The following is a 16,453-nucleotide window of genomic DNA, read 5'->3' as shown; positions in this document are numbered from 1 at the left end:
TGGTACATAAGAACATTTAAAAATTTTCTTCCAACCTTAAAACATGGTAACATAAAATCAAGATAGAAATGAGAAAAAAAATAGTAGCAGGAAACTGGAAGATGAATAACGATTACAATGAGGGAGTATCATTGTTTTCTGAAATTGTAAATATGGTTAGAGACGAGAAAAAAGGTGATCAAATTGCCGTAATTTGCTCTCCTGCTATTCATTTAAACAGTCTAGCGCAGCTGTCATCAGGTATCGTTAAAATTGGTGCGCAAAATTGCCATCAAAACGAAAGTGGTGCATACACTGGCGAAACCTCTGCAAAAATGATTAAATCAACCGGAGCCGAGTATGTAATTATTGGCCACTCAGAGCGCAGGCAATATTTTGCAGAAAGCAACCAATTGTTAGCAGAAAAAACGGTTACTGCATTAGCAAATAACCTAACGCCAATTTTTTGCATTGGCGAAACTTTAGATGAAAGAAATAACGGCAGCTATTTTAACGTAATTGAAACCCAGTTAGCAGAAGGCATTTTTGGTTTAAGTGCCAATGATTTTGGTAAAGTGGTATTGGCTTACGAGCCAGTTTGGGCTATTGGTACAGGTTTAACCGCTACTCCAGAACAAGCGCAAGATATTCATGCTTTTATAAGATCTAAAGTAGAAGCTAAATATGGTGTTAACGTAGCTGATGATACCACCATTTTATACGGTGGCAGTTGCAATGCTAAAAATGCTGCCGAATTATTTGCTCAGGCAGATATTGATGGTGGTTTAATTGGTGGTGCATCTTTAAAATCTCGTGATTTTACAGACATCGTTAAGGCATTAAATTCTTAAAATAATTTTAACCTCATAAGAAAACGGTTAGAATAATAAATAATACATAGGCGGGTGGGGACACCTGCCTATAACATTACAGCTAGAGTTTGGTGTCTTCACCAAACTCAATTTTTTAAGCCAACAGCAGAAAATAGCAATGCTGTATGAGCTTATATCTTTTAAATGGTTTTTATAATATGGACTACCTAAAAGTAAGTTTTGCCTTTGGTGAAATTGAAGAATATCAGAAAGATTTGTTCATTGCAGATTTAGCTGACATTGATTTTGAAACTTTCGAAGATACCAACAACGGTTTTGATGCATTTGTGCAACAAAGCTTGTTTGAAGAAGCTAAACTTCAAGCTGTTTTGGCCGAACATCAATCGCTAAATGCAAATTATGGTATAGAAGAAATTGCTACAGAAAACTGGAATAAGGAATGGGAAAGTAACTTCAGTCCGTTAATCATCAGCGACGATTGCTACGTTAGGGCTACTTTTCACGAAGCGCAACCGCAATACCGGTACGAAATCGTCATTGATCCTAAAATGTCTTTCGGTACTGGGCATCATCAAACTACAACAATGATGATGCAATATATCTTAGAAACAGATTTTACAGGAACTCAGGTGTTAGATATGGGCGCAGGAACTGCAATTTTGGGTATTTTAGCAGCAAAACGCGGTGCAAAGGAAATAGTAGCAATAGATTACGATGAGGTTTGCTATGAAAGTGCGATTGAAAATGCGAAACTGAATAATATTGATAACCTAGTTTCCCTCCACGGAAGTAAAGAAGCTATTCCGCAACAAACTTTCGATATCATTTTGGCCAATATCAATAGGAATATCCTTTTAGAGCAGATAGAAACTTATGCTTCGGTACTTAAACAAGATGGTTTAATTTTCTTTAGTGGGTTTTATGAAACACCAGATTTGGCTATCATTAAATCACACTGTGAGCAGTTTGGTTTAACGTATCAAAATCATAAGAAAATAGATAGTTGGGTAGCGGCAAAGTTTGTAAAAAATAAAAAGTTGTAATGTTAAAAAGTTGGAAGGTTGTGAGAAACATTACAACATTTCAACTTTCCAATTCTAAACAATATGCGTATTCATTTAATAGCCATTGGCGGTGCGGCAATGCACAATTTGGCCATTGCTTTGCACAAAAAAGGTTTTGATGTAACGGGTTCTGACGATGTGGTTTACGAGCCATCAAAAAGCCGGTTGGACAAATACGGTTTATTGCCTGCCCAAATGGGTTGGGATGAAAGTCGAATTACTCCAGCTATTGATGTTATTATTTTGGGAATGCATGCCCGTGTGGATAATCCAGAGCTGATAAAAGCACAAGAGCTAGGTCTGAAAATCTATTCTTACCCCGCTTATATCTACGAGCAATCGAAAGAGAAAATTAGAGTGGTAATTGGTGGCAGTCATGGTAAAACAACCATTACTTCGATGATTTTGCATGTGTTAAACTACCACCAAAAGGAGTTCGACTATTTAGTTGGGGCTCAATTGGCAGGTTTCGATACCATGGTAAAAATTACCGATACCGCACCAATTATGGTGATAGAAGGAGATGAGTACTTAGCGTCTCCGATTGATAGAAGACCAAAATTTCACTTGTACCATGCCAACATAGCCGTAATTAGCGGTATCGCTTGGGACCATATCAATGTATTTCCAACTTTTGAAGAATATGTGGTGCAGTTTGCCAAATTTATCGATACCATAACGCCAAATGGAAAGTTAATTTATTGTGAGTTGGATGAGGAATTGAAGAAAACTGTAGCACAGTCTAGTGCCGATGTGGTAAAAATACCTTACGCTATTCCTGCCCACGAAGTAAAAGACGGCATTACCTATCTGTTGCCACAACATACGGCTTTAAATGTATTTGGCGATCATAATTTAATGAACCTTAATGCAGCTAAACAGGTTTGTGTGCAATTAGGCATAAACGAAGACGGTTTTAATGCGGCTATTGGCTCTTTTGCCGGTGCAGCCAAACGATTGGAATTGATTAGCGCTGTTGATCAAACCAATGTTTACAAAGATTTTGCACATTCGCCATCGAAACTAAAAGCTACCATTCATGCGGTAAAATCTCAATTTACCGATAGAAAACTGGTTGCCTTTATGGAACTGCATACATTTAGTAGCTTAAATAAAGAGTTTTTGAAGGAGTACAAAGGTGCTATGAGCGATGCGGATTTGGCTATTGTTTACATCGATGCCAAAACCTTTGAGCAAAAGAAGATGAAGCCACTAACTGAGCAAGATATTAAGCTAGCTTTTGAAGACAATAGTTTGTTATATTTTGATAATGCGGCGAAATTAGAAGCTTATTTAAAAGGTTTAAGTTATCAAAGTACTAATTTACTGATGATGAGTTCGGGTACTTATGCAGGCCTAGATTTGCCTAAATTAGCTAGAGAATTAAAAACAAAATGATTCTGCTTTGGTTAATCAGAGGCTGATATCGGAAATTGGAGCTAATATTAAGCGATTACGTTTGGCGCAAGCTAAGGGCCAAACTGAGGTAGCCAATGCTTTGAAAATTTCTGTTGCAGCACTGTCTAAAATAGAAAATGGGCAAACCGATATTAATCTTTCTAGGTTAGCTCAAATAGCTAAATATTTTAATGTCTCGGTAGGTTCTATTATCTCTAAAGAAACAACAACATCAACTTCCCAAAATGTGATAGAAGAAATAGCGGAATTAAAAAAACAGCTATTGCAAAAGGATGCAGAAGTGATGAAATTGCAGAAAAAAGTAATCGATTTGTATGATAGGTTGGGGTTGTAGTGGATTAAATAAGTTGTTTGTCAATGGTTGAGCTTTCCGATTTATCGGAACAAGTAGTCGAAGTCCCTTTTATCATAAAAACACTTCGATAGCCTCAGTGTGATCATGTTGATGCTTCTAAAAATTCTTCCTTAACGTTAAATGTTTTTTTCCAAATTTAGCACCCGTAGCTTCGTGGATAGCCAGCATTTTTTCATTGAAATCGCCTACCCAAGAGAGTTCTAATTCTGTGTATTGGTTTTTAGGCAATACATGTTCTCCTAATTTGATAAATAGCGCAGACTCTAAGCCATGTTTTTGGAATGCCTGTTTTGTGCCCATTACAATGGCTCTCATACGATTTACTCCAACCCAGCGTCTGTACGCAAATTTTAATTTTTGCAATAAGCCAAGCTTTCCGTGAAAGCCTTTAATCATTTGGTTGGCATCTGGAATAAGTACAATGAAAGAAGCAGGTTCGCCGTTGATATAAGCAAACCAAATTAATTTTTCATCCATCAATACTTCCATTTGCTTAAAACTTTCTTGCAAAGTTTCTTTTTTAATGGGAACAAAATTCTCGAAATCTTGCCAACCATCATTATATATCTCTAATAAATCGTTGATATACTTTTCTGCATTCTTTTTTTGGAAATATTCGAAAGTATAACCTGGTTTAGTAGCTACCCAGTTGGCAATTTTAGTAAAACGGGCAGGAAAAGGAATGGTTAAGTCTATGATGTTGGTTAATTGCTCATAAGCAGTTTCAAAACCATACGAGCTAAATAGTTGATGGTAATAAGGCATATGGTAGTTCATGCCGTACGATGGAGGAATAAAACCTTCTACCAATAAACCCCAAAAGCTATCGTTCTCGCCAAAGTTAATTGGTCCCTCTACTGCTTTCATCCCTTTTTCTACCAACCATTTCTTAGCAGTGTCGAATAAAAAATTAGCTGCGGTTTGGTCGTTAATACATTCAAAAAATCCAAGTCCACCAGTAGGCACTTCATAACCGTAGGCCTTTTTTTCGTTAATAAAAGCTGCAATTCTACCAATAACTTTGTGCTGCTGGTCAACTAAAATCCACCTAACGCAGTAGCCATGTTTAAAAAAAGGATTTTGGTTCACGTTAAATATTTTTTCAACGTCTTGGTCTAGTGGGCGGATATAGTTATTATCATTGCTGTAAAGCTCTTCTACTATATCAAGAAACTGTTTTCGTGTTTTGTTATCGCTAACTATTATTGCTTTCATGTGAGTGGCTAAAATAACAAAAAGCCCCGAAATTTCGGGGCTTCTATAATCTTTATGGTTTTATAAATTAAAAATCGTCATCATCGTCATCGTCATCATCGTCATCGTCATAACTGTCAAAGTTATCGATGTCATCAAGAGGCATATCAAAATCGTCTTCATCCTCATCAAGATTTTTCTCATCTTGGATATCATCTAATTCTTCATCCGATTCTTCTTTCTTCGAATTTGGTTTGCCTGTTGGCTTGTTTTGGATAGGTTTTTTTGGCGTTTTCATTACACAAAAAATAGTTAAATAGTTAGAAAGTTAAATGCGCTAATTAAAGTTACAAAAATCTTTTCTAATGGAAAATAGTGGGTTTATACTCTTTTTTAATAGTCCCAAAAATAGTATAAAAACCACTTTTGAAAAATTTTTTTTAATTTTTCTTCCTAGTGTTGAAAATCAATGGAATACCTGTGTTGTTAAACAAAAAAAGCGTCCTAATTATGTAAATTGGGACGCTTTTAACACACAAATGAAACCTGAATTGAGATATACTTTTAGGTTAGGTTAAAAAATATCTTTTGTCAATCCTATAAGAACGTTCTTAGTACAAGCCGTTAATTGCTTGCTTAATTTCTTACAACAAGTTTAATACAAAAAAGGGCGAGGACATATCCTTATTTAGTGAATGGTAGTAATATTTGAGTAAACGGTATTTTATCTGTTCATTGGTATGGCAATGGTGATAATTGTGCCTGCTTTACCATTCTGTTTAATGTTTAAATGTATAGGTTTTGCTTCAATTTTGTTTAAAAGGTTAATCCTTTCATTAGTTAAAACCATTCCTTTGCTCTGGTGCCCCTCTTTTTTGCTTGCCAATGAGTTTTCAATACCTATACCATCGTCAGTTATGCTAATTAATAATGTCTCCTGGTTTGCTTCTTGTATGGTTATTTCCACCTTTCCACCTTCTTCTTTAGGCATAATGCCGTGCCAAATGGCATTCTCTATGTAGGGTTGTAATAGCATTGAAGGCAAAAAGGTTTCCTCCTTGTCAATTTTCTCATCTATATTAATCTCGTATTTAAACTTCTCGCCAAACCTGTTTTTTTCTAAGCTTAGGTAAAGGTTAAGGTAATTGATTTCTTCTTCTAAAGAAATATAGCTTTGCGTGCATATTTCGAGATTTTTTCTAATTAATCTGGCAAAACCTGTAAGTACTTTGTTGGCCGATATGTTGTTTTTGGTATTGATGAAATGTTGAACGGAATTCATTACATTGAATACAAAATGCGGATTCATCATGGCTTGCAGTGCTTGTTGTTCTAGCATTAAAACCTTGTTTTTTAACAATAACTGTTCTTGCTCTTTGTTTTTTTGCTGTTTGGTAATGCGCACACTTACGATATAAATTAGGTAGCCTCCTGCCAATGCTAGTAATCCTATAAACCACCAACGTTGGTGTATTTTTTTTGCTAACGAAAGTTTAATTTTTACGGGTTCGCTCCATTCACTGTTCTGGCTTTTTGCACTAATTTCTAGGGTGTATTCTCCAGGTTCTAACGAAAAAAGTTCTAGCCTTCTATTTTTTGTTTCTATCCAATTGGCTTTTTCTTTTAACCGATACCTGTAGGTAATGTTTCTATTTTTAAAATCTATTGCACTAAAATTAATGATTAGGTTTTGCTCATGAGGTTTAAATGCAAAGCTGTTTTGTTGTAAGTCTAGCAGCTTTTTGCCACTTGCAATAGCGGTAATGTAAACCTTTGGCGCTGCGGTATTTTGTAGCGCATGGTTGTAGGCAAAATAAACCAATCCGTTATTGGTAGCAAAATATGCAGTGTCTTTGTCAATGTAAAGGTCGTTCAAATCATCAGACAGGAGGCCATTTAAATTATCAAAAGCGCTAATGTTTATTTTGTTGCGGGCGATTGAAATTTTGTTTACCCCAGTATTGCTAATTGCCCAAAGCGAGCTATCTCTTACAAAAAGTTTGTTTATGATATTGCTGTTAAGGCCTTTTTGCGAGTTAATGGTGTAGTTTACTTTTCCATTTTTAAAAATAAGAATACCATAGCCATCTGTAGCCATAGCAATACTGCTATCTGCTAGTTGGCGCATGTCGTTTATTCTTTTGGTTAAAAGTGGATTTTTTTCGTAGTGCTTATGTAGTTTGCCTTGGTTAAACTCTGATAGGCCACTGATATTGGAAAACCAGAGGTTTTGCTGCTTGTCGTAGAATACCCGATAAGAGCGATCTTTAAAGAAATCTTGTTGCTCTTTGTATTTTAACGATGAAAACTCTAGTTGGTTTCTGTCGCTGATGATGACTACCCCTGAAGACATGGATAGCGTAAGTTTAGCAGTACTATCGATAGCAAAGTTTTTAACCACGAAAATATTATTGTTGGTTTCTTTTAAAAATTTGAAATCTTTTTTTGCAGGGTAGCCGCTACTTACCGAGCCTAAGCCATACTCTGAGGCGAAAAATATTTTATCGTGGTTGTTGTCGGCAACGAGCTGTTTAATGGTGCTAAATTTGGCTGCTTCTGGCAGTTTTATTTCTTCTATTTTTTTGGTTTTGGGATTTAATATGCTAATTGTACCTTTGTTTCCACCTAGCCAAAGCCGTCCGTTTTTATCTTTAACTATACTTTTTATAACTTGGTTGTTTAATCCGTTTTCACTGTTGAAAGTGTAAAACTGGTCATTAGTTCTTGGTAGTTTGTAAATTCCATTTTTTGTGGTAAACCATAAATTTCCTTGATCATCTCTAATGCTTTGGTTTACCGCTATGCCATTTAAGAATTTTTTTTCGCCACTTCCATCTAATTTTATACCCCTAATGCCGTTTTCGTTACAGATCCATACCCTTTTTTCACCAAAATGTATATAGCCTAGTGCCGAGTTTAATAGTTTTGGATTTAGTTTTAATAGCTGTTTGATATTGTCGTTTTCGAAGGTGCTTAAACCCTCTTTATTTAAAAATTTAATGTTGCCATTTTGTTGTACAATGGTTTTGTAAGAAATGGGGCTGATGTTGGCTTTTATTGGCGCAAAATCATTGTTTTTAAAAATAAAGTTGGCCGTACTGGTTATTGCTCTAATGTTATGTTTCTCATCTTCATAAAGAAAGGCATTTTGAAATTTTTGATCTGGACTTTTAGAGATGATTTTGGTGGTTTTAACACCATCCCAACTGCCTATGATATTATTATTGGTACCAAACCATAAGGTTCCTTTACTGTCTTCGAGAAAGGATACCACTACACCATTAAAGTTTAAGTCTTTGATTTTATGGTCTGTGTTGCTGTTTTGTATTTTCCCATTTAAAAAATAACTGAGCTGCCCATTTAGTGCCATAAACCAAATTCTACCTTTGCTGTCTTCCCTGAGCTGTAAAATCTGATTGTCGGGTAGGCCATCATCTACCGAGAAATTTTCGAATATAGCTCCATCAAATCTGCTAACCCCAGCGTCTGTGGCAACCCATATAAAGCCTTTTTTGTCTTGCAAGATATAAAAACAATTGTTGCTTGGTAGACCGTTTTTTGTAGTGTAATGAGGTAAGTAAGTATTTTGGGCACAACTGTTTTGTTGCCAAAATATGTTCAGCATTAAAAAGGTAATCACTATGGAAAAACTATTTTTCACTTTGTAATTGACTAAAGGTTTTAATTTTGTCAAAAAAATCGCTGGCCCTACGACGAGATACTACAATGTTTTCGCCGTTTGATAATAATAGTGTTAAGCCATTTTTGTTGTTGTATTCTTTCACATATTTTAAGTTTACAATGCTCGATTTATGTATTCTTACAAAACGGGCTTCGGGCAAGATTTCTTCATAATCTTTTAAAACTTTAGAAACTGTGATTTTTTCGGCATTTTTTAAATGGAAGATAGAATAATTACTGTCTGCTTCTATATGAATAATATCTTCTATATCCACTAAACGGTGACCTTGACCACTGGGTAAGGTTAATCTGTTTACTCCTTTTTGCTCTTTAAGGTCTGCGGCTAAATTTCCAAGGTTGTTATTCCTATTAAAAGCATGGTTAAGTAATTGCTGTTTTTTTGCTTTCTCTACGGCAGCAATAAGCTCTTCAATATCAATGGGCTTTAAAAGATAATCTAGGGCATTTGCTTTAATGGCCTTTAGTGCATATTGGTCGTAAGCGGTCGTAAAAATTACCGTTGCATTAGCTTCTTGTGCTTGCGGAATTAATGAAAAACCGTTTTCGCCTGGCATGGCAATATCTAAGAAAATTAAATGTACCTCATGGTTTTGTAAGAGCGTTCTAGCATCGGCAACAGATTTGGCAATGCCGCAAATGTTTATATTGGTACAGTTTTCTTGTAACAGAAAATATAATGAAGAACGTGCAAATTCTTCATCGTCAACAATAATTGTATTTAGTGTTACCATATTTTAGTTTGGTTCAATTTATCAAAAAATACACTAAATGAGAAAATTGATTGGAAATAGAAAGGTTAGAAGTAAAAAATGTTACTTGCTAATTTGAAATGAGCTTAGAAAGATTTCTTTGTTTTGAAAGCTTTGCCCATCAGGAACTATAACAGAAAGGCTATAATAAATGCCATCAACAAAAATGATGTGCATAAAAATAGCTTTCTTTTCCTCTTCGTTTTTGCCTTCTGTTAAATAGCTAACGTAGTTTTTATACTGTTTAATTTTTACCTGTTCTAGGTTGTAGCCTGCCAATGTAGTTTGTAAGCTATTTAAAAATTCGCTTGCAAACTCGTTGGTGGTAACCAGTTTGTTAAATGCTTTTTGATTGATTTTTAGGTTTTGTGCAATGAAACTATAAGTTGCCGTGAAAATGTTGTTGCTTGTGATGTCTTTTAAAGCAAAAGTAGTACCTGCAGTTTTTAAAGGGGCAGCTGGGAACGATACCGTAAAACGGTTAGTTAATTTCTGTTTAACCCAATTCTTTTGTGCAAAAGAAACGGCCGAAATAAGTAGCGCTAAGCAAATTAAAGTGGTTTTTTTCATAGTGATGTCTGTTTTTAATTTGCGTTATGTTTAAGGGCGAAGCACTGCTTACTTTTGCCTTTTCATTTTAAGCTTAATAAGTAATTACTTGATCTTCTAACTCGGCAGGCAATTCTCTGTAGTTGTATTTTTGCCCACGCAATTGGGGTTCAAAACCAGCCTCTTTAATAGCGGTTTGAATACCTTTTGCAGTAAAACGATGTGGTGCACCGGCAGCAGAAACTACGTTTTCTTCGATCATGATAGAGCCAAAATCGTTAGCGCCAGCATGTAAGCAAAGCTGAGCTACAGCCTTACCAACGGTTAACCAACTTGCTTGTGTATTTTTTACGTTTGGCAGCATGATACGGCTTAAAGCTATCATGCGCACATATTCGTCGCCGGTTACGTTATTGCTAATTCCACGTAAACGTTTCAATAAAGTGCCGTCGTCTTGGAAAGGCCAAGGAATAAAGGCCAAAAAGCCGTTGGCATTGGCAGGTTTTTCGCTTTGTACCTCGCGTATCCAAACCAAATGTTCAAAACGCTCTTCAATGGTTTCTATATGGCCAAACATCATGGTGGCAGAGGTGGTAATGTCTAATTGGTGACAAGCACGCATAACATCTAACCATTCTTGGCCACCGCATTTGCCCTTGGAAATTAATCTCCTTACCCTATCGTTTAATATCTCTGCGCCAGCGCCCGGAAGCGAATCTAGACCAGCTTCTTTTAAAGCTTTTAATACTTCGGTGTGCGATAAACCTTCTAATTTAGCTACATGGGCAATTTCTGGCGGACCTAAAGCATGCAATTTTAAATCGGGATAAAGCTCTTTTAGTTGTTTGAAAAGATTGGTGTAAAACGCCAAGCCTAAATCTGGATGATGCCCGCCTTGCAATAACAACTGGTCGCCACCGTAACGGAAAGTCTCCTCAATTTTAACTTTGTAAGTTTCTATATCGGTAATGTAGCTTTCGTCGTGCCCGGGGCGGCGGAAGAAATTACAGAATTTACAATTGGCAATACAAACGTTAGTAGTGTTTACATTACGGTCAATTTGCCAAGTAACTTTACCACTCGGAACCTGTATTTTTCTCAACTCGTTTGCTACATAGGCCAATTCGGCAGTACTAGCGTGGTGATATAAAAAGATACCTTCTTCTTTGGTTAAAAAGTCGAAGTTTAAGGCTCTTTGTAGTAATTCTTCGGTGTTCATGCAGTAAAGATAGTTATTAACCCCTAAATCCCCTAAAGACGACTTTTTTAAGACATTGTATTAACAAAATTTAACTTAATTATTTGCTAAACCATTGAAACTTTCTCTCAGGAGGTTTTCGTACAGACAGTTCATTTAATAGGCATAAAAAAACCACTTTAACGGCTGCCAAAGTGGTTTTTATTGATACGATGAATGTTAGTGTTGTTTTTCTAATAATATCGTAAATGTTAATGACTAGGCCCTGCGCCGTCTATACGTTTAATTTGCGCACCTAAGGCACGTAAACGGGTGTCGATATCTTGATAGCCACGCTCAATTTGTTCAATGTTGTAAATGGTAGATTTACCTTCGGCAGAAAGGGCTGCGATTAATAGCGAAACTCCGGCCCTGATGTCTGGCGAAGTCATGCTGATACCACGCAATTTGTATTTTTTGTCGATACCATTTACGGTTGCACGGTGCGGATCGCAAAGGATAATTTGTGCGCCCATGTCAATCAGTTTATCTACAAAGAACAAACGGCTTTCGAACATTTTTTGGTGTATTAAAACAGAACCTCTCGCTTGCGATGCCACTACTAATACGATACTCAATAAATCTGGGGTAAAACCAGGCCAAGGCGAATCGGCAATGGTTAAAATAGAACCATCTATAAAAGTATCGATTACATAATGTTTTTGAGAGGGGATGTATATATCATCGCCACGACGCTCTAATTTAATGCCTAATTTCTTGAAAACTTCAGGAATTACGCCTAGCTCATCGTACTGTACATCTTTGATGGTAATTTCCGACTCGGTCATTGCTGCTAAACCAATGAAAGAACCAATTTCAATCATGTCTGGCAGCATTCGGTGTTCGGTGCCACCTAATTTTTTAACGCCTTCTATGGTTAATAAGTTAGAGCCAATGCCGCTAATTTTAGCACCCATACGGTTCAACATCTTACATAATTGTTGTAAGTAGGGTTCGCAAGCAGCGTTATAGATGGTGGTAGTTCCTTTAGCTAAAACTGCTGCCATTACAATGTTTGCTGTACCTGTTACCGAAGCTTCGTCTAGCAAGATGTAAGTGCCTTTTAAGTTGGTGGCATCTACATTAAAAAATTCTTTCTTTTGATCGTAAACAAATTTTGCACCTAGTTTTTCGAAGCCTAAGAAATGCGTGTCTAACCTACGGCGGCCAATTTTATCGCCTCCTGGTTTGGGGATAGCAGCTTTGCCAAAACGTGCCAAAAGCGGGCCTACAATCATGATAGAACCTCTTAAACCACCACCTTTTGCTTTAAAAACATCCGATTGGAAGAAATCCAGGTTGATGTTTTTCGCTTCGAACGTGTAAGTGTCTTTACTTAAACGCTCTACTGTTACGCCTAAGTCACCTAAAAGCTCAATTAATTTATTTACATCTTTAATATCAGGAATATTGCTGATGGTAATTTTTTCTTCCGTTAATAAAACGGCCGATAATATTTGTAAAGCTTCGTTCTTGGCGCCTTGAGGGATGATTTCGCCCTTTAGCTTTTTACCGCCTATAATTTCAAATGCATTCATTCTATATTGATTTTTGCCTTATGGGGAAGGTTAATGTCTTTGTTTGTTGTTATTATTGTTGCGCTGACGGTTATTGTTGTTATTGTTCTGACGGTTTTTATTGTTGTTCTGGCGTCCGCGATTATTGTTGTTTTGTCGGTTGTTCTGGTTTCTGAACTCTACTTTTTGCAAGTTTACGTTTTCTTCCAGTGCTAAGGCACCTCCAGAAAGCTCACTTAAGTTTTTAAGGATTACTTCGTCGGCCACATTGTCTTTATTCCATTGCACATAGGCCATTTTCATGAAATTAGCAATGCCTTGTACCATTGCTGCTTTACGCTCCGGATTTTGCTCTTCCATGGCATTGGCAATCAGTTTTTCAACGGTTTTGCCATAATGCTTATATTTTATTTTCTGTTGAGGGTAGCCAATATGTGCAGGTTTAACCTCTTTGGTTTCTGGCGTAGGCTTAGGGTAGGGGCTATCTACATCAATTTGATAGTTAGAAATGATGTGTAAATGATCCCAAAGTTTGTGCTTAAAATCGGCCACATCGCGTAGGTGCGGATTTAAAAAGCCCATTAAATCGATAACTGCTTGTGCATATTTATTGCGTTCTTCTTTGGTTGGCAAGGTAATGATGTACTTTACCATATTTTGTACATTACGCCCGTATTCGGCCAGAATTAATTCGCTTCTGGTGGTGTTATAATCGAAATTCATTTTCTTTAAATGTTACGTATAATTCAACCATTCAAATCTTAAGATATCATTACTTAATGGTTAAAACAAATTATACTAATTGTAAAATTAATTAGCTTAGGTTAAACCATTATGAAATAATTGAAACAGAAGTTATAGACAAAGGGAAAACCCTAAACTCCCAAAGATGTTTTCAATTATGAAATTCACCGGAATGGCCTGTTGTTGCAAATATAGGAAAGTTTTACGTGATACGTTACTAACGTTATAGTTTTTTGCATTGCCCGTACATGCTACGTCGTTTCGGTAAGGAGGTACAACGAAGATAAATCTAGCTTTATGATTAAGTTCACATTTAGTTAGATTTATTTTCAATTCTTTCCATTCTTAGTCGAAAGAACGTATGAATGGTGAAAAGTTTCCCAAATAGCAAAAAAAAACAGCTATCACTTGCTAGATTTCTCTCTACGTTCGAAATGACGGCTTGGTAGTTTAACCAACTAAACATCCAAAAAACCGAACACTTACTTCACAATCCTCAATTTCGCAAACTTTAACAACAATTGCTTATTGCCTAAACCTTGGAAAAATACGGTGGCCTTTACATCGGGCAGTCGTCCTTCTAATTGCACAATTTTACCGAAGCCAAATTTCTCATGCTCTACTTCCATGCCATTTTGAAACTCGTTTGCCGGACTTGGCATAAAACCGGCACTTGGTACGTGAGCTTTGGGTAGGATAGAAGTGGTGGGCCTTGGCTTTGGTTTAAACGCAGTTTGTTGGGCATCTGCTTTTTGCGATAGTTCTCTCTGCTGGCTCCAAGTTCTACGTTCGGTATCAAATCCGCCGCTGCTAAAACTAGGTTTAGCGGCCTTAATTGCATCTAGCTCTAAATATTTAGGATTAATCTCGTTAATAAAACGGCTCGGTTCGCAAGAGGTTAAGGTGCCCCAGCGGTAACGAGAAGTAGCATAGGTTAAAGTCAGTTTTTTCTCTGCTCGGGTAATGGCTACGTAGAACAAACGACGTTCTTCCTCTAAATCAGTTCTCGAAGTTAACGACATTTGCGATGGGAAAAGATTTTCCTCTAAACCAACCACAAACACGTTTTTAAACTCTAAGCCTTTGGCCGAGTGAATGGTCATTAACGAAACTGTGTCGGCATCTTTGTCCTTATCTTTATCATCGTTGGTTAACAAAGCTACATCTTGCATAAAAATGGCCAAACTGCGGTCTTCAATATCTTCACGTTCGGCAAATTCCTTAATACCGTTCAGTAGCTCTTGGATATTTTCGTAACGAGCTCTGCCTTCTACACTATCATCGCTATGCAGTTCTTTTAAAATGCCCGAATGTTGTGCAATGTACAAAGCTGTTTCGTAGGCATCTAGTTTGTTAGATTCTGCCGCAAATGCTTTAATCATCATGGCAAAATCATTCAGTTGGTTGGGTACGCGGCCGCCTAAATATTGGTGGGGGGTGCAAATCACTTCCCACATGGTGATGTTGTGTTCGTTTGCCGCTACAGCTACTTTTTCTAAGGTGGTATCGCCCAAGCCTCTACGAGGGTAATTGATGATCCGTTTCAGTGCTTCTTCATCTGCAGGGTTAAACGTTAAGCGGAAATAGGCAATTAAATCTTTAATTTCCTTACGTTGATAGAACGATAGTCCGCCGTAAATTTTGTAGGGAACATTTAACTTACGTAAAGCCTCTTCCATAGCCCTGCTTTGTGCGTTAGTACGGTAAAGAATAGCGAAATCGGTATAATTTAAACCATTTCCAGTGCGTTCTTGTACAATGGCTTCGGCCACTAATTTACCTTCTTCGTTATCGGTAAAAGCTCTTGATATTTTAATTTTATCGCCTTGTTCATTGGCCGAGAATACCTTTTTCTCTAATTGGTTTTTGTTGTTGGCAATGATGCTATTGGCAACTTCAACAATATTTTGTGTAGAACGATAGTTTTGCTCCAATTTGTAAACCTTTAAATCGGGGTAATCGCGTTCTACATTTAAGATATTCTGAATGTTTGCGCCACGGAAAGCGTAGATACTTTGCGCATCGTCGCCCACTACACATAAATTTTCGTGTGCTGCAGCTAGTTTTTTAACAATGGTGTATTGCGAATGGTTGGTATCCTGATACTCATCTACCATGATGTATTTAAACTTGTGCTGGTACTTGTTCAGTACCTCTGGATGTTTTCTGAGCAATACGTTGGTTTTGAACAATAGATCATCAAAATCCATTGCCCCAGCTTTGTAGCAACGTTTGGCATAGGTTTCGTAAATCTGCCCCAATAAAGGCCTTTTATTACCAATGTCTTCTGCTTGTATGGTAGGGTTGTTAATATATTCTGCAACAGAAATTAAATTATTTTTTGCTTGAGAAATACGGTTATAAACGATGTTTGCCGCATAAAGCTTATCATCCAGTTGCATTTCTTTAAGAATGGTACGGATCAAGCTTTTACAATCGTCGGTATCGTAAGTGGTAAAATTGCTGGGGTAGCCAATTTTCTCGGCCTCTACACGTAAAATTTTAGCAAAAACCGAGTGGAAAGTTCCCATCCAAATACTTTTAGCTTCGGCACCCACCACTTTTTCGATACGCTCACGCATCTCCTTACTGGCTTTGTTGGTAAAGGTGAGCACCAAAATGTTAAACGGATCAACGCCTTTTTGTATCAAGTGTGCCACACGATAGGTAATTACCCTCGTTTTTCCCGAACCTGCACCAGCCACAATCATTACCGGTCCTTCGGTATTCTCTACTGCTGCTCTTTGTTGTGGGTTTAATCCTGCTAAATAATCCAAATCTTTCTCCTTGTTTTTAAAGGTTCAAAAATAGTAAAAGCAAGGCGCTTATTAAAGTTAAAAGTACAATGTTGAAAGTTATTGAAGATGGTGCTAGAGTTTGTTAGCGCCAACAGGTTAAGTGTTTTTGGTGGTAATTACTTAAAGCCGAAGTTAATAGTTTTTCCATTAAAGGCAGAAATGGCGAGGTTACTTTTGCGCTAATTAGTCTATCGGTGGGTGTCCCCACCCACCGAAATAAGTTTTTGTTCTTTCCGTTTGGAGAGGACACCAAACGGTAGAAAAAAAAGCGTTGGCGTGGACGCCAACCCATGAAAAATCACACGCTGGCGTC

The 16,453-nt window shown here is 37.0% G+C and carries 13 protein-coding genes; 4 read left to right on the top strand and 9 right to left on the bottom strand.

All coding sequences use genetic code 11. The features are described 5' to 3' along the window. Nucleotides 1-68: 68 nt before the first annotated feature. The 4 genes from tpiA (at nt 69) to B3I52_RS09545 (ending at nt 3,629) form a co-directional block, all read left to right on the top strand. Entirely contained in the window at nt 69-830 is a 762-nt protein-coding gene (tpiA, locus tag B3I52_RS09560; protein WP_293300707.1) for a triose-phosphate isomerase, read from the top strand. Between the two features lie 146 nt (nt 831-976). Next, nucleotides 977-1,855, top strand: a complete 879-nt coding sequence (gene prmA, locus B3I52_RS09555) for a 50S ribosomal protein L11 methyltransferase (protein ID WP_349678677.1) — start codon at nt 977-979, stop codon at nt 1,853-1,855. 63 nt (nt 1,856-1,918) lie between these two features. Next, a complete protein-coding gene (locus B3I52_RS09550; RefSeq protein ID WP_293300706.1) occupies nt 1,919-3,274 on the top strand; it encodes a UDP-N-acetylmuramate--L-alanine ligase in 1,356 nt (451 codons plus the stop codon). Nucleotides 3,275-3,281: 7 nt separating this feature from the next. After that, entirely contained in the window at nt 3,282-3,629 is a 348-nt protein-coding gene (locus B3I52_RS09545; protein ID WP_293300704.1) for a helix-turn-helix domain-containing protein, read from the top strand. Nucleotides 3,630-3,746: 117 nt separating this feature from the next. Here B3I52_RS09545 and B3I52_RS09540 read toward each other — a convergent pair whose 3' ends face one another. The 9 genes from B3I52_RS09540 to B3I52_RS09500 form a co-directional block, all read right to left on the bottom strand. After that, a complete protein-coding gene (locus B3I52_RS09540) occupies nt 3,747-4,865 on the bottom strand; it encodes a GNAT family N-acetyltransferase (RefSeq protein ID WP_293300702.1) in 1,119 nt (372 codons plus the stop codon). A 67-nt stretch (nt 4,866-4,932) separates the two neighbouring features. Then, entirely contained in the window at nt 4,933-5,142 is a 210-nt protein-coding gene (locus B3I52_RS09535) for a hypothetical protein (protein WP_293300700.1), read from the bottom strand. Nucleotides 5,143-5,568: 426 nt separating this feature from the next. Next, the gene (locus tag B3I52_RS09530) at nt 5,569-8,469 is read right to left on the bottom strand and encodes a sensor histidine kinase (protein ID WP_293300698.1); all 2,901 of its coding nucleotides are present in this window, start codon (nt 8,467-8,469) and stop codon (nt 5,569-5,571) included. A 25-nt stretch (nt 8,470-8,494) separates the two neighbouring features. After that, nucleotides 8,495-9,277 carry a LytR/AlgR family response regulator transcription factor gene (locus B3I52_RS09525; protein WP_293300696.1) on the bottom strand — a complete coding sequence of 261 codons (783 nt, stop codon included), beginning with the start codon at nt 9,275-9,277 and terminating at the stop codon, nt 8,495-8,497. An 81-nt stretch (nt 9,278-9,358) separates the two neighbouring features. Further along, nucleotides 9,359-9,865 (bottom strand): hypothetical protein, encoded by a 507-nt coding sequence (locus B3I52_RS09520; RefSeq protein ID WP_293300694.1) that lies wholly within the window; start codon nt 9,863-9,865, stop codon nt 9,359-9,361. 73 nt (nt 9,866-9,938) lie between these two features. Beyond that, the gene (locus B3I52_RS09515; protein ID WP_293300692.1) at nt 9,939-11,063 is read right to left on the bottom strand and encodes a CofH family radical SAM protein; all 1,125 of its coding nucleotides are present in this window, start codon (nt 11,061-11,063) and stop codon (nt 9,939-9,941) included. 230 nt (nt 11,064-11,293) lie between these two features. Further along, nucleotides 11,294-12,619, bottom strand: a complete 1,326-nt coding sequence (gene murA, locus B3I52_RS09510) for a UDP-N-acetylglucosamine 1-carboxyvinyltransferase (RefSeq protein WP_293300690.1) — start codon at nt 12,617-12,619, stop codon at nt 11,294-11,296. A 30-nt stretch (nt 12,620-12,649) separates the two neighbouring features. Beyond that, nucleotides 12,650-13,321 carry a DUF4290 domain-containing protein gene (locus B3I52_RS09505; protein WP_293300688.1) on the bottom strand — a complete coding sequence of 224 codons (672 nt, stop codon included), beginning with the start codon at nt 13,319-13,321 and terminating at the stop codon, nt 12,650-12,652. A gap of 503 nt (nt 13,322-13,824) precedes the next feature. Beyond that, nucleotides 13,825-16,119 (bottom strand): ATP-dependent helicase, encoded by a 2,295-nt coding sequence (locus B3I52_RS09500; protein WP_293300686.1) that lies wholly within the window; start codon nt 16,117-16,119, stop codon nt 13,825-13,827. Nucleotides 16,120-16,453 lie beyond the last annotated feature (334 nt).

It is taken from the genome of Pedobacter sp. UBA4863, from assembly GCF_002399615.1.
Lineage (GTDB): Bacteria > Bacteroidota > Bacteroidia > Sphingobacteriales > Sphingobacteriaceae > Pedobacter.
This window is presented reverse-complemented; position numbering and strand designations above follow the sequence as displayed.

Bases quoted from the DNA above. Each gene is read 5' to 3' on its own strand.
- prmA (WP_349678677.1), top strand. From the start codon at position 977: ATGAGCTTATATCTTTTAAATGGTTTTTATAATATGGACTACCTAAAA.
- B3I52_RS09535 (WP_293300700.1), bottom strand. From the start codon at position 5,142: ATGAAAACGCCAAAAAAACCTATCCAAAACAAGCCAACAGGCAAACCA.
- B3I52_RS09515 (WP_293300692.1), bottom strand. From the start codon at position 11,063: ATGAACACCGAAGAATTACTACAAAGAGCCTTAAACTTCGACTTTTTA.
- tpiA (WP_293300707.1), top strand. From the start codon at position 69: ATGAGAAAAAAAATAGTAGCAGGAAACTGGAAGATGAATAACGATTAC.
- B3I52_RS09505 (WP_293300688.1), bottom strand. From the start codon at position 13,321: ATGAATTTCGATTATAACACCACCAGAAGCGAATTAATTCTGGCCGAA.
- B3I52_RS09525 (WP_293300696.1), bottom strand. From the start codon at position 9,277: ATGGTAACACTAAATACAATTATTGTTGACGATGAAGAATTTGCACGT.
- B3I52_RS09530 (WP_293300698.1), bottom strand. From the start codon at position 8,469: ATGCTGAACATATTTTGGCAACAAAACAGTTGTGCCCAAAATACTTAC.
- B3I52_RS09540 (WP_293300702.1), bottom strand. From the start codon at position 4,865: ATGAAAGCAATAATAGTTAGCGATAACAAAACACGAAAACAGTTTCTT.
- B3I52_RS09550 (WP_293300706.1), top strand. From the start codon at position 1,919: ATGCGTATTCATTTAATAGCCATTGGCGGTGCGGCAATGCACAATTTG.
- murA (WP_293300690.1), bottom strand. From the start codon at position 12,619: ATGAATGCATTTGAAATTATAGGCGGTAAAAAGCTAAAGGGCGAAATC.
- B3I52_RS09520 (WP_293300694.1), bottom strand. From the start codon at position 9,865: ATGAAAAAAACCACTTTAATTTGCTTAGCGCTACTTATTTCGGCCGTT.